The sequence below is a fragment of the Paracoccus tibetensis genome (assembly GCF_900102505.1).
Classification (GTDB): Bacteria; Pseudomonadota; Alphaproteobacteria; order Rhodobacterales; family Rhodobacteraceae; genus Paracoccus; species Paracoccus tibetensis.
Map to the genome: position 1 here is coordinate 129642 of NZ_FMVT01000009.1, position 11511 is coordinate 141152.

Annotated in this window: 14 protein-coding genes; 8 read left to right on the top strand and 6 right to left on the bottom strand. The window is 69.0% G+C overall.

Annotated elements, in window-relative coordinates:
• Positions 1-48 precede the first annotated feature (48 nt).
• The 3 genes from BLP73_RS13705 (at position 49) to mscL (ending at position 1797) form a co-directional block, all read left to right on the top strand.
• Positions 49-582, top strand: a complete 534-nt coding sequence (locus BLP73_RS13705; RefSeq protein ID WP_090745703.1) for a DUF721 domain-containing protein — start codon at positions 49-51, stop codon at positions 580-582.
• 11 nt (positions 583-593) lie between these two features.
• Complete coding sequence (locus tag BLP73_RS13710) at positions 594-1223, top strand: DsbA family protein (protein WP_090745706.1); 630 nt, start codon at positions 594-596, stop codon at positions 1221-1223.
• A 124-nt stretch (positions 1224-1347) separates the two neighbouring features.
• Complete coding sequence (gene mscL, locus BLP73_RS13715) at positions 1348-1797, top strand: large conductance mechanosensitive channel protein MscL (RefSeq protein WP_090745709.1); 450 nt, start codon at positions 1348-1350, stop codon at positions 1795-1797.
• Here the strand turns inward: mscL and ald are convergent.
• Positions 1794-2912, bottom strand: coding sequence for an alanine dehydrogenase (ald, locus tag BLP73_RS13720; RefSeq protein ID WP_090745712.1), 1119 nt, complete (start codon positions 2910-2912; stop codon positions 1794-1796). The genes mscL and ald overlap by 4 nt on opposite strands.
• A gap of 135 nt (positions 2913-3047) precedes the next feature.
• On the opposite strand from ald, the gene BLP73_RS13725 reads away from it, so the two are divergent.
• Positions 3048-3515 carry an Lrp/AsnC family transcriptional regulator gene (locus tag BLP73_RS13725; RefSeq protein ID WP_090745714.1) on the top strand — a complete coding sequence of 156 codons (468 nt, stop codon included), beginning with the start codon at positions 3048-3050 and terminating at the stop codon, positions 3513-3515.
• On the opposite strand, the gene BLP73_RS13730 is transcribed toward BLP73_RS13725, so the two are convergent.
• Together BLP73_RS13730 and rpsU are read right to left on the bottom strand one after the other, a co-directional pair.
• Positions 3512-4819 carry a CitMHS family transporter gene (locus tag BLP73_RS13730; RefSeq protein WP_090745717.1) on the bottom strand — a complete coding sequence of 436 codons (1308 nt, stop codon included), beginning with the start codon at positions 4817-4819 and terminating at the stop codon, positions 3512-3514. The genes BLP73_RS13725 and BLP73_RS13730 overlap by 4 nt on opposite strands.
• A gap of 158 nt (positions 4820-4977) precedes the next feature.
• Entirely contained in the window at positions 4978-5184 is a 207-nt protein-coding gene (rpsU, locus tag BLP73_RS13735; protein WP_022705914.1) for a 30S ribosomal protein S21, read from the bottom strand.
• A 92-nt stretch (positions 5185-5276) separates the two neighbouring features.
• On the opposite strand from rpsU, the gene BLP73_RS13740 reads away from it, so the two are divergent.
• Positions 5277-5930, top strand: a complete 654-nt coding sequence (locus BLP73_RS13740; RefSeq protein ID WP_090745720.1) for a COQ9 family protein — start codon at positions 5277-5279, stop codon at positions 5928-5930.
• Between the two features lie 8 nt (positions 5931-5938).
• Positions 5939-6934, top strand: a complete 996-nt coding sequence (locus tag BLP73_RS13745; RefSeq protein WP_090745846.1) for an NAD(P)H-quinone oxidoreductase — start codon at positions 5939-5941, stop codon at positions 6932-6934.
• Between the two features lie 238 nt (positions 6935-7172).
• On the opposite strand, the gene BLP73_RS13750 is transcribed toward BLP73_RS13745, so the two are convergent.
• On the bottom strand, positions 7173-7808 hold the full coding sequence (locus BLP73_RS13750) for a ribonuclease T2 family protein (RefSeq protein ID WP_090745723.1): 636 nt from the start codon (positions 7806-7808) through the stop codon (positions 7173-7175).
• A 189-nt stretch (positions 7809-7997) separates the two neighbouring features.
• Between BLP73_RS13750 and BLP73_RS13755 the strand changes: the two genes are divergently transcribed.
• Entirely contained in the window at positions 7998-8750 is a 753-nt protein-coding gene (locus tag BLP73_RS13755; RefSeq protein WP_090745726.1) for a DUF1013 domain-containing protein, read from the top strand.
• 57 nt (positions 8751-8807) lie between these two features.
• Here the strand turns inward: BLP73_RS13755 and BLP73_RS13760 are convergent, their stop codons facing one another.
• Together BLP73_RS13760 and BLP73_RS13765 are read right to left on the bottom strand one after the other, a co-directional pair.
• Positions 8808-9074: a GlsB/YeaQ/YmgE family stress response membrane protein gene (locus tag BLP73_RS13760; protein ID WP_090745729.1), complete on the bottom strand. Its 267-nt coding sequence runs from the start codon at positions 9072-9074 to the stop codon at positions 8808-8810.
• 103 nt (positions 9075-9177) lie between these two features.
• Positions 9178-10650, bottom strand: coding sequence for an NAD-dependent succinate-semialdehyde dehydrogenase (locus BLP73_RS13765; protein ID WP_090745849.1), 1473 nt, complete (start codon positions 10648-10650; stop codon positions 9178-9180).
• 180 nt (positions 10651-10830) lie between these two features.
• Here BLP73_RS13765 and BLP73_RS13770 point away from each other — a divergent pair, with 180 nt between their 5' ends.
• The gene (locus BLP73_RS13770) at positions 10831-11502 is read left to right on the top strand and encodes a DUF1236 domain-containing protein (protein ID WP_090745732.1); all 672 of its coding nucleotides are present in this window, start codon (positions 10831-10833) and stop codon (positions 11500-11502) included.
• Positions 11503-11511: the final 9 nt, after the last annotated feature.

Here is an 11511-nt window from a genome sequence, read left to right on the forward strand (position 1 = left end):
CCCCCTGGTCTGGCTATGTCTTGGGACGAGATAGCAGAACGGGCGCAGATGGCACAGGCTCCGGCCAGCAGCAAGGGGACAGCGCGGCGGCGCGGGCGCGGCTTCCAGCCGGCGGCATCGCTGCTGGCGGACCGCGTGCAGAAGGCGGCCGAGGGGCGGGGCTTCGCGGTCGCGCGGCTTCTGACCCATTGGCCCGAGATCGCGGGCGAGCGCCTTGCCGCCGTCACCCGCCCGGTCCGCATCAGCCATGCCCGCGGCAGCTTCGGGGCGACGCTGACGCTGCTGACCTCGGGGCCGATGGCGCCCATGGTCGAGATGCAGCTGCCGCAGCTGCGCGAGCGGGTGAACGCCTGCTACGGGTACAACGCCATCCAGCGCATCACGCTGACCCAGACCGCCGCGCAGGGCTTTGCCGAGGGGCAGGCGCAGTTCGCCCATGCCCCCAAGGCGCCCGCCCCGCCCGATCCCGCCAGACTGGCCCGCGCGGCCGAAGTGGCGGGCCAGTTCTCCGATCCGACGCTGGCCGAGGCGATCGCCCGGCTGGCGCTGAACGTCTCCAGCCGAAACACACGCAAGACCTGAAAGGATTTTCCATGTTCCTCCGCTCTGCCGCGACCGCGCTTGCGCTGACCCTTGCCGTCCCAGCCATCGCGCAGGACGCCCAGCCCGAGGTGCTGCCCGACATCGCCATGGGCGCCGAGGACGCGCCGCTGACGATGATCGAATATGCCAGCTTCACCTGCGGGCATTGCGCCAACTTCCACAACAACGTCTTCCCCGAACTGAAGGCCGAGTTCATCGACACCGGCCAAGTCCGCTTCATCCAGCGCGACGTCTATTTCGACCAGCCGGGCCTCTGGGCCGGGGTGCTGGCGCGCTGCGGCGGGGACGACCGCTACTATCCGGTCACGCACATGCTGTTCGAGGAGCAGGACAAGTGGCTGGCCGGCTCGTCGGGCGACGAGATCGCGGCCGGACTGCGCCGCATCGGCCTCAAGGCGGGAATGACGGACGAGCAGATGACCGCCTGCTGGGAGGACACCGGCAAGGTCGAGCAGCTGATCACGACCTTCCAGCAGAACGCCACCGCCGACGGGGTCGAGGCGACGCCGACCTTCATCATCGGCGACGAGAAGGTCGCGAACCAGCCCTGGGACAGCATGCGCCAGATCATCCAGGCCAAGCTGGACGAGGTGCAGCCCGAGGCCGCGCCGACCAACTGAGCGCCCGCTGGCGGGTTGACGCCGGGGCGCGCGCTGCCCCGGCCGCAGCCTTCGGGCCGCATTGCCTTTTGTTGCATTGGCGGCCAGTCTGACGCGAGGGAACTCGCGTCAGGGAACAGCGCACATGTTCAAGGAATTCCGGACCTTCATCGCCCGCGGCAACGTCATCGACCTGGCCGTCGGGATCATCATCGGCGCCGCCTTCACGGCCATCGTCAACTCGCTGGTGGCCGACCTGATCAACCCGATCCTCGGGCTCTTGACCGGCGGGATCGACTTCACCGACAAGTACGTCGTCCTCTCCGGCGCCGTGGCCGACGGCTCCAGCCTGGCGGCCGCGCGGAACTCCGGCGCGGCGATCTTCGCCTACGGCTCGTTCCTGATGGCGGTGCTGAACTTCCTGATCATCGCATGGGCGGTCTTCCTGCTGGTCAAGGCGGTCAACCGCCTGCAGGCCGCCGCCGTCCGCAAGGGCGAGGTCGAGGAGGCCGCCGGTCCCGACGGCCCCAGCCAGGAAGAGCTGCTGGCCCAGATCCGCGACCTGCTCGCGGACCGGGCCAACCCGGTGCGCTAGAGGTCCAGCAGCGCCTCGGGCGTCACCGCGTCCAGCTTCAGCGCCTCGCCCACCGGGGGCGAGGTCAGCTGCCCTTCATGCGTCGAGAGGCCGGCGCGCAGATGCGCGTCGTCGGTCACCGCCTGCCGCCAACCCTTGTCCGCCAGCGCCAACAGATGCGGCAGCGTCACGTTGCCAAGCGCCTGCGTCGAGGTGCGCGCCACCGCGCCGGGCATGTTCGCCACGCAGTAGTGGATGATGCCGTCGACCTCGTAGATCGGGTCCTGATGCGTGGTCGCGCGCGAGGTCTCGAAGCAGCCGCCTTGGTCGATGGCCACGTCCACCAGCACCGCCCCCTGCGGCATCGTGGACAGCTGCTCGCGCGTGACCAGCTTCGGCGCGGCGGCGCCCGGGATCAGCACGGCGCCGATGACCATGTCGGCGCGGGTGATCGCCTCGGCCGTCGCTGGGCCGCTGGCGAATTGCGTGGTCAGCTTGCCCATGAAGATGTCGTCCAGATAGGACAGGCGCGGGACCGAGCGGTCCATCACCGTCACATTGGCGCCCATCCCCACGGCCACCCGCGCCGCCGCCGCGCCCACGACGCCGCCGCCGATGATGACCACATTAGCCGGCCGTACGCCCGGCACACCGCCCATCAGGACGCCGCGACCGCCATTGGCCTTCTGCAGCGCCCATGAGCCGACCTGGGGCGCAAGCCGCCCCGCAACCTCGGACATGGGCGCCAGCAGCGGCAGCCCGCCGCGCGCATCGGTCACCGTCTCATAGGCGATGGCGGTGACGCCCGAGGCCAGAAGCTCGCGCGTCTGGTCCGCGTCGGGGGCAAGGTGCAGGTAGGTGAACAGCACCTGCCCCTTGCGCAGCATCGCACGTTCAGGAGCCTGCGGCTCCTTCACCTTGATGACCAGCTCGGCCTCGCCGAAGACCGCCGCCGCGTCGGGGGCGATGGTGGCACCGGCCTTCCGGTAATCCTCGTCGGTGAAGCCCGCGCCTGCACCCGCCTCGGTCTGCACCAGCACCTGGTGACCGCGCGCCACGGCCTCGGCGGCGGCGGCGGGGGTCAGGCCGACGCGAAACTCCTGCGGCTTGATCTCCTTGGGGCATCCGATCTTCATGGCGTTTCTCCCTTGCCTGTGCCGCTCATGCTGTCACGGAACGCGCGGAAGGTGCTGCGGGATGCTGGCGCTTCGGGTGCCTGCGGCCGAAGAAGCTTCTGGAAATGCGGCCGAAGTTCGAAGATTGTGCCGCTCATGACCCAGCTTGACGCAATCGACCGCCGCATCCTCGCCCTTCTTCAGAAAGAGGGGCGAATCAGCAATGCCGAGTTGGCGCTGCGGGTGCATTTGTCGCCCTCGGCCTGCCACCGCCGCGTGCAGCGGCTGGAGGAGGCGGGCGTCATCTCGGGCTATGTCGCGCTTCTGGACGCCCGCGCCCTGCGCCGCCAGACGACCGTCTTCGTCGAGATCACCCTGTCGGGCCAGGCGGACGAGGTGCTGGACGCCTTCGAGAAGGCCGTCCGCCAGATCCCCGACGTGCTGGAATGTCACCTGATGGCGGGCACGGCCGACTACCTGCTGAAGATCGTGGTCGAGGACACGGACGACTTCGCCCGCATCCACCGCCAGCACCTCGCGCGCCTTCCGGGCGTGGCACAGATGCATTCCTCCTTCGCGCTGCGGACCGTCTTCCGCACGACGGCGATCCCGGTCGCGCCCTAGAAGAGGCCAAGCGCCCAAGCCACGCCCAGCACCACCAGCGAGAAGCCCCACATCCAGACGAAGGAATAGCGGATATGCGTGCCGATATCGGCGCGCGCGAGGCCGAGCGCCAGCCACAGCGCGGGCGAGAAAGGGCTGGCGAAAGTGCCGATGATGTTGCCGATGACCATCGCATGGACGACCTGCTCGGCCGGCACGCCTGCGGGTTGCGTCACCTCCAGCACGATGGGCAGCATGCCGAAATAGAAGGCGTCCGTGGACAGGACCAGCTCCAGCGGCATGCCGAGCGTGCCGACGATGATGTGCAGGCTGCCGATCGCGGCCTCGGGCAGGACGGCGACCATCGAGGCGGCCATCGCGCGCAGCATCCCGGTGCCGTCCATGATCCCCAGGAACGTGCCGGCCGACAGGATGATCGCGCCCATCAGCAGGGCGGCGGGCGCATGGGCACGGATGCGCAGCATCTGCGATTCGACGTCCGGGTAGTTGATCAGCAGGACCAGCGACAGGCCGATCATGAAGATCAGCGCCGGGGGCAGGAGGCCCGTGACCAGCGCCGCGACGACTGCCAGGAACAGCGCGCCGTTGACGGCCAGCAGGCGCGGACGCTCCAGCACCCGTTCGTCCTCGGTCGCCTCGACACCGCCGATGCCGCCCGACGCGGAAGACGCCGCCGCGCCTCCGGCTGCCGCGATGCGGCGCTGCTCGCGCAGGCCGAGGCCGATGGCCAGCATCACCAGCAGCGCCATGCCGATCAGCTGGATGGGGATCAGCGGATGCCACAGCGCGGTCAGGTCGATGCCCGTGACCGCCGCCGCCCGACCGAGCGGGCCGGCCCAGGGCAGCATGTTCGCGATCCCCGCGCCGAGCGCCAGCATCATCAGCATCAGGTAGCGGCTCATGCTCAGGCGCTCGTAGAGCGGCAGCAGCGCGGGCACCGTCAGCAGGAAGGTCGTGGCGCCGGCGCCGTCCAGATGGGCCAGCGCGCCGACGATGGCGGTGCCGGCGGTCACCGCGACGACATGGCCGCGCGTCATCCGGATGAGGCCGTTGATCAGCGGGCGGAAGAGGCCCGTGTCCTGCAACACGCCGAAGAAGGTGATGGCGAAGACGAACATCGTCGCCACCTGCATCACGCGCGAGAGGCCGTCGTTGAAGAACTCGGTCAGCGCCTCGGGGCCGAAGCCCGCGACCAGCGCGCCGCCAAGCGGCACCAGCGTCAGCGCCACGATCGGGGACATGCGGCCCAGAAGCAGGAAGCCCACCACCAGGACGATCGTCACCAGACCAATGAATGCCAGCATGCGGAACCTCCCCTGCGCAAATTGCCCGCGTGCTTACGGCGGATCGGACGAGGTTCCAAGGTTTGAGCAGACATTTTCCGCCCCGCGGCGGCCTGAACGAAAACACCCCGCGGCGCGGGCCGCGGGGTGTCTGACGTGAAACGCGTGTCGCGCCTGTCTTACAGTGCGCCTTCGCGCTGTGCCTTTTTACGGGCCAGCTTGCGGGCACGGCGGACGGCCTCGGCCTTTTCACGGGCTTTCTTGACCGACGGCTTCTCGAAATGCTGCCGAAGCTTCATTTCGCGGAAGACACCTTCGCGCTGAAGTTTCTTCTTCAGAGCACGGAGCGCCTGTTCGACGTTGTTGTCGCGAACATTGACCTGCATGTGGTTGTCACCACCTTCCTAGGTTAGAGTTGATAGATTGCAGGAAGCGCCCCCCTAGCAGAGACGGGCGCATGTGTCCAGTGAGGCGAGCGATGACCCAGACCGACCGCGATGCGCTGCTTGAGGCGGCGCTGATCCATGTCCCGTTCGAGGGGATGAACGAGGCCGCGCTGGCCGCCGGCGCCCGCGACATCGGCATGTCCCGCGATCTGGTGCGGGTGCACTTCCCCCAGGGCGGGGCGGGCCTGGCCGCGGCCTATCATCGCCGCGCGGACGAGGCGCTGCGCCGGTCGCTGGCCGACCACCCGCTCGAGGGCAAGTTCCGCTTCCGCGTGACCGAGGCCGTCTGGCGGCGGCTGGAACTGGTCGATCCCGAACTGGTCCGCGCCGGCGCTGCGACCCTGGCCCTGCCGCAGAACGCCGCCCTCGCCGCGCGCCTGGTCTGGGAGACGGCGGACGTGATCTGGACGGGCCTCGGCGATGTCTCGGATGACGTGAACTGGTACTCGAAGCGCATGACGCTGGCGGCAGTGATCTCGGCCACGGTGCTCTTCTGGCTCGGCGACGATTCGCCCGGCCGCAGCGAGACGCGCGCCTTCCTCGCCCGGCGGATCGAGGACGTCATGCAGTTCGAAAGCGTCAAGGCCCGCCTGCGCAAGCTGCCCGGCGCCGAGGCCCTCGGCCGCGCGGCCTTCGGCTGGATCCGTGCACCCCGGCCCCGCGCCCTGCCGGGCAAGGTCCGCTGAGCATGAGCATGATCCCCGATGCGATGACCGCGGTCGAGATCGCGGCCCCCGGCGCGGCCGACCAGCTGCGGCAGGCCACGCGGCCGGTCCCGGTGCCCTGCCATGACCAGATCCTGATCCGCGTGGCCTATGCCGGCGTGAACCGCCCGGACGTGCTGCAACGCGCCGGCACCTATGCCCCGCCGCCTGGCGCGTCGGACCTGCCGGGGCTCGAGGCCGCGGGCGAGATCGTCGGCATGGGCGCGGGCGTCACCCGCTGGCGGAAGGGCGAGCAGGTCTGCGCGCTTCTGCCCGGCGGGGGCTATGCCGAATACGCCGTCTGCCACGCCGACCACGCCCTGCGCATCCCCCACGGCCTGAGCCTGCGCGAGGCCGCCTGCCTGCCCGAGACCGCCTTCACCGTCTGGTCCAACGTCGTCCAGCGCGGCCGCTTGACCGGGGGCGAGCGCTTCCTCGTCCATGGCGGCAGCTCGGGCATCGGGATGATGGCGATCCAGGTCGCCCGCGCCCTCGGCGCCCGCGTCTTCGCCACGGCGGGAAGCCCTGCCAAATGCGAGGCGATCCGCGCGCTCGGCGCCACCGCAATCAACTATCGCGACGAGGACTTCACCCGCATCCTGCACGAGGCGGGGGGCGCCGACCTGATCCTCGACATGGTGGGCGGCAGCTACATCCCCCGCAACATCAAGACGCTGGCGCAGGACGGTCGCCTCGTCATGATCGCCTTCCTTGAGGGCCCGAAGGTCCAGCTGAACTTCGCCCAGATCATGGTGAACCGCCTGACGGTCACCGGATCGACGCTGCGCCCGCAATCGGACGTCGCCAAGGCCGAGCTGGCCGACGCGATCCGCAAGCAGCTCTGGCCGATGATCGGGCAGGGGGCGGTCGGCGTGACCATCGACAGCGAGTTCGTCCTCGCCGAGGCGGCCGAGGCGCACCGCCGGATGGAGAGCAGCGAGCATATCGGCAAGATCGTCCTCAAGGTGGCGGGCGACGGCGCCTGAGGCGAGGCCGGCTGCCTCCGGCGGGGATGTTTTCGCACAGAAGATGACAGCACGCACCGCCCTGCGGGCGCTCGTCCCAACGGGGTGTGGCATCTCCTGTGACGGTCATCGGCGTCCCCGCCTGTACCGCCTCTCCATCATGAAGCTACAGTCTTGAGAAGTCCCTAAGGTCGTCTTCTGTGCCGAAATATCCCGGGGGGTCCGGGGGGCTGGCCCCCCGGCCGTCGCGGGACGCAAATCAGCGCAGGGGCGCGATCTCCAGCGCGCCGTCGCGGCAATCGCGGCGCGCATCGGGCGCGCAGTCGCGCGGCTCCAGATCACGGGTCAGGCAGATGCGGACCTCGGTCAGTGCCTTGTCGCGGCAGCGGATGCTCACGCCGTCGGCAGACAGGGCGGAATTAGCGGCGAGGAATGCCGCCTCGATCTCTTGTGGCGGAAGGCGCAAAGGCGCCCCTGGCGCCGCGAGCACGGGCGGGATGACGACCGCGTCCGCGGCCGCGCGGGTGGCGGCGAAATAGCTCTCGGCCGAGAGGCCCGTGCAGCGGCCGTGCTTGCGCCATTGATGCGCTGCGAGGCCGGCCGAGCCCATGATGTCGCCCATGGCCGCGTTCTGCCGCCGCGACGGGTCGCGCTCGGCGGTCTCGCAGAACTCGGGCCAGCCTTTCTCGTGCTGCGGCCAGAGCCCGTGGACGGTGAAGCCGCGCCCGGTGCCGGCGGCGCATTCCGGCGCGCTGCGGGCGGCGCCGGTCTGGCGGCACCATTCGGGCTGCCAGCTGAGCGCCAGGATGTAGTAGTCGAACCGCCCGGCGATGTCCTGCCCCAGGGCAGCGGCGGGAAGGGCGGCGGCGAGGATCAGGGCGCGCAGCAGGCTCATGCGCCGACAGTAGCGGGAAGGCCGGGCGGGCGCATCCCCGACATGGCTGTGGATTCCCCTTTTCCCCGCCCCCTGAAATCGCTATATGACCCGGCAATTCCCCCCGAAAACGAGGAATGGCATCCGCCGAAAGCCGTTTTCCCGGCCCCGCCCGTTATTGTTCGGGATCAAGACGCGAAGGAGACTGACATGAGCAAGCCGCTGATGGCCAAGGCCACCGCCGTCTGGCTGGTCGACAACACGACCCTCAGCTTCAAGCAGATCGGCGATTTCTGCGGTCTGCACGAGCTGGAGGTGCAGGGCATCGCCGACGGCGATGTCGCCGCGGGCGTGAAGGGTTACGACCCGGTCGCCTCGCACCAGCTGGACCCCGAAGAGATCAGGCGCGGCGAGGCGAGCCCCGCCTACCGCCTGCGCCTCAAGCACAACCCGGCCGCCGAGGGCGAGGAGAAGCGCCGCGGGCCGCGCTACACCCCGCTGTCCAAGCGGCAGGACCGCCCCGCCGCCATCCTGTGGCTGGTGAAGTTCCACCCCGAGCTGCAGGACGCGCAGATCGCCAAGCTGGTGGGCACCACGAAGCCGACCATCGCCTCGATCCGCGAGCGCACGCATTGGAACATCCAGAACATCCAGCCGATCGACCCGGTCGCGCTTGGCCTCTGCCGCCAGACCGAGCTGGATGCGGCCGTGCAGAAGGCCGCCAAGAAGAAGGCGGCCGAGGGCGGCGTGATGACCGATGACGAGCGGCGCAAGCTGGTCAGCACCGAGACCTCGCTGTCGATGTCCGACGAGCCGCGCCTGCCCAGCTCGATCGCGGGCCTCGAGAACTTCTCGCTGACGCGCGAGGAGAAGAAGCCCGAGCCCGAGCTGGACGCGGAAAGCTTCTTCAACCTGCCGGACCATGACGACGAGGATGACGAGGACGAGGGCGGCCGCCGCTAGATCGCCATGAAAAAGGCCGGGCAGATGCCCGGTCTTTCTCGTTCAGAGGGCGTGCCGTTACATCCGCGTGTGGCGGCGGCCGGTGATCATCCGGACGATCCAGATCAGCAGCGAGGCGCCGATCACCGCGACGATGAGCTGGCCGACGATCCCGCCGAGCGTGGCGTCGAACAGCAGGCGGAAAAGCCAGTTACCCAGGAGCGCGCCGACGATCCCCAGGATGATATTCATCAGCAACCCCATGTTGCTCTTCATGATGCGCTCGGCAATCCAGCCGGCCAGCGCACCAAGGATGATCGTCATGATCCAGCCGAAACCTTCCATGGCATGTCCCTTTTCTTGCGTAAGGCGGCCGCCCCTGCGGCGACCTGTCGCTGCCTAAATGCCGCAGCGGGCGGATGTGTTCCCGCCCGCGAATGGGAAAATGTCAGACGGACAGGCAGATATACTTCATCTCCAGATAATCCTCGGCCCCGTGCCGGCTGCCCTCGCGTCCGAGGCCCGACTGCTTGACACCGCCGAAGGGCGCGACCTCGGTCGAGATGATGCCCGTGTTAACCCCAACGATGCCGTATTCCAGCGCCTCCTGCACGCGGGTGATGCGGCCGATGCCCTGGGCGTAGAAATAGGACGCGAGGCCGAAGATCGTGGCATTGGCCTTGGCTATCACCTCCCCCTCGGTCTCGAACTGGAAGAGCGGGGCGAGCGGGCCGAAGGTCTCCTCGGTCGAGACCTTCATGTCGTCCTTCACGCCCGTCATCACGGTCGGCTCGAAGAACAGGCCGTCCTTGCGCTTGCCGCCCTTGATGACCTCGCCGCCGCCGTCCAGCACGTCGCGGATATGCTCCTCGACCTTCTCGACGGCCTTCTCGTTGATCAGCGGCCCGGTGGTCACGCCCTCCTCCAGCCCGTCGCCGACGCGCAGCTTGTCCACCGCCGCCGCCAGCTTCTTGGCAAAGGCGTCATAGACCCCCGACTGGACATAGATGCGGTTCGCGCAGACGCAGGTCTGGCCGTTGTTGCGGAACTTCGAGGCCATCGCGCCCTCGACCGCCGCGTCCAGATCGGCGTCGTCGAAGACGATGAAGGGCGCGTTGCCGCCCAGCTCCATCGAGCATTTCATCACCTGGTCCGCCGCCTGGCGCAGCAGGATGCGCCCGACCTCGGTCGAGCCGGTGAAGGTCAGCTTGCGGACCTTGGGGTTCTCGCAGAACTCCTTGCCGATGTCGGACGAGCGGGACGAGGTCACGACCGACAGGATGCCCTTGGGCAGGCCCGCACGCTCGCCCAGCACCGCCATCGCCAGCGCCGAAAGGGGCGTCTCGGCCGCGGGCCGGGCGACGAAGCCGCAGCCCACGGCCAGGGCAGGCGCGGCCTTACGGGCGATCATGGCGTTCGGGAAATTCCAGGGCGTGATGCTGCCGACCACGCCGATGGGCTGGCGGATCACCGTGATGCGCTTGTCGGCCATGTGGCCGGGGATCGTCTCGCCGTAGATGCGCTTGGCCTCTTCGCCGAACCACTCGATGAAGCTGGCGCCGTAGGCGATCTCGCCCTTGGCCTCGGGGAAGGGCTTGCCCATCTCGGCGGTCAGGATGCGGGCGAGGTCGTCCTGCGCCTCCATCATCAGGTCGAACCACTTTCGCATCACCTGCGCGCGCTCCTTGGCGGGGCGGGCGGCCCAGTCCTTCATCGCGGCCTCGGCGGCGTCAACGGCGCGCGCGGTTTCGGCGCGGCCAAGGTCCGCGACCTTGGCGATCACGTCGCCGCGGGCCGGGTTGGTCACGTCGAAGGTCGCGCCGTCATCGGCGTCGACCCATTCGCCGGCGACGAAGGCGCGGGTTTCCAGCAGGGACGGGTCGCGCAGAAGCGTGCGCAGATCGGTGGAGTGCTTGGTCATGGCAGCCTCGCCTTCATGGGGTTTGGCGAAGATGACCACGCGGCCCGGGGCTTGTCAAAGCCGGGGGTGCGGCAGGCTGACGCACCGGAACGTGAAGGAGGCGTGCGGGAACGGCGGCGGGCCGCGGGGGGTTCACCGCATCATCAGCCCATCTCAAGGGCATCAAGAAGCGAGGATAACATGCGTAACCTGATCCTGACCACTGCTGCGGCCACGCTGGCACTCGGCACCGCCGCCGCAGCCCAGACCACCGCCACCGCGGCGACCGATCTCAACGTCCGCTCCGGCCCCGGCGTGCAGCACGAGGTCATCGGCGCAATCCCTTCGGGCGCCGAGGCCAATGTCGCCGGCTGCATCGAGGCCGCCAATTGGTGCGAGGTCAGCTACAACGACCTGAATGGCTGGGCCTATGGCGAATACCTGAACGTCGCGGCCGGCGACGAGGTGCTGGCCCTGACCCCGAACCGCGAGACGATCGGCGTCACCGTCATCGAGGCGCCGGCCGATGACAGCCCCAACACCGGCCAGAATGCGGCCGTGGGCGGCACGACCGGCGCGGCCATGGGCGCGCTGATCGCGGGCCCCGTGGGCGCCGTGGTGGGCGCGGCCATCGGCGGCGGCGCAGGCGCCGCGGCAACCCCCGAGCCCACGACCGAGGTCACGACCTATGTGACCAGCAACACGGTCCAGCCGGTCTATCTGGACGGCGAGGTGGTGCTCGGCGCGGGCGTGCCCGATACAGTCGAGATCTACGAGATTCCGGACCAACCGGACTACCGCTACGCCCAGATCAACAATCAGACGGTTCTGGTGAACCCGAACGACCGTCAGATCGTTTACATTTATCGCTGAGCTGTCCCT

Excerpts from the sequence above, each read along its gene's own strand:
- BLP73_RS13705 (WP_090745703.1), top strand. The coding sequence starts at position 49 with ATGGCACAGGCTCCGGCCAGCAGCAAGGGGACAGCGCGGCGGCGCGGG.
- BLP73_RS13770 (WP_090745732.1), top strand. The coding sequence starts at position 10,831 with ATGCGTAACCTGATCCTGACCACTGCTGCGGCCACGCTGGCACTCGGC.
- BLP73_RS13750 (WP_090745723.1), bottom strand. The coding sequence starts at position 7,808 with ATGAGCCTGCTGCGCGCCCTGATCCTCGCCGCCGCCCTTCCCGCCGCT.
- mscL (WP_090745709.1), top strand. The coding sequence starts at position 1,348 with ATGTTCAAGGAATTCCGGACCTTCATCGCCCGCGGCAACGTCATCGAC.
- BLP73_RS13765 (WP_090745849.1), bottom strand. The coding sequence starts at position 10,650 with ATGACCAAGCACTCCACCGATCTGCGCACGCTTCTGCGCGACCCGTCC.
- ald (WP_090745712.1), bottom strand. The coding sequence starts at position 2,912 with ATGAAGATCGGATGCCCCAAGGAGATCAAGCCGCAGGAGTTTCGCGTC.
- BLP73_RS13740 (WP_090745720.1), top strand. The coding sequence starts at position 5,277 with ATGACCCAGACCGACCGCGATGCGCTGCTTGAGGCGGCGCTGATCCAT.
- BLP73_RS13760 (WP_090745729.1), bottom strand. The coding sequence starts at position 9,074 with ATGGAAGGTTTCGGCTGGATCATGACGATCATCCTTGGTGCGCTGGCC.
- BLP73_RS13725 (WP_090745714.1), top strand. The coding sequence starts at position 3,048 with ATGACCCAGCTTGACGCAATCGACCGCCGCATCCTCGCCCTTCTTCAG.
- BLP73_RS13730 (WP_090745717.1), bottom strand. The coding sequence starts at position 4,819 with ATGCTGGCATTCATTGGTCTGGTGACGATCGTCCTGGTGGTGGGCTTC.
- BLP73_RS13755 (WP_090745726.1), top strand. The coding sequence starts at position 7,998 with ATGAGCAAGCCGCTGATGGCCAAGGCCACCGCCGTCTGGCTGGTCGAC.
- BLP73_RS13710 (WP_090745706.1), top strand. The coding sequence starts at position 594 with ATGTTCCTCCGCTCTGCCGCGACCGCGCTTGCGCTGACCCTTGCCGTC.
- BLP73_RS13745 (WP_090745846.1), top strand. The coding sequence starts at position 5,939 with ATGATCCCCGATGCGATGACCGCGGTCGAGATCGCGGCCCCCGGCGCG.
- rpsU (WP_022705914.1), bottom strand. The coding sequence starts at position 5,184 with ATGCAGGTCAATGTTCGCGACAACAACGTCGAACAGGCGCTCCGTGCT.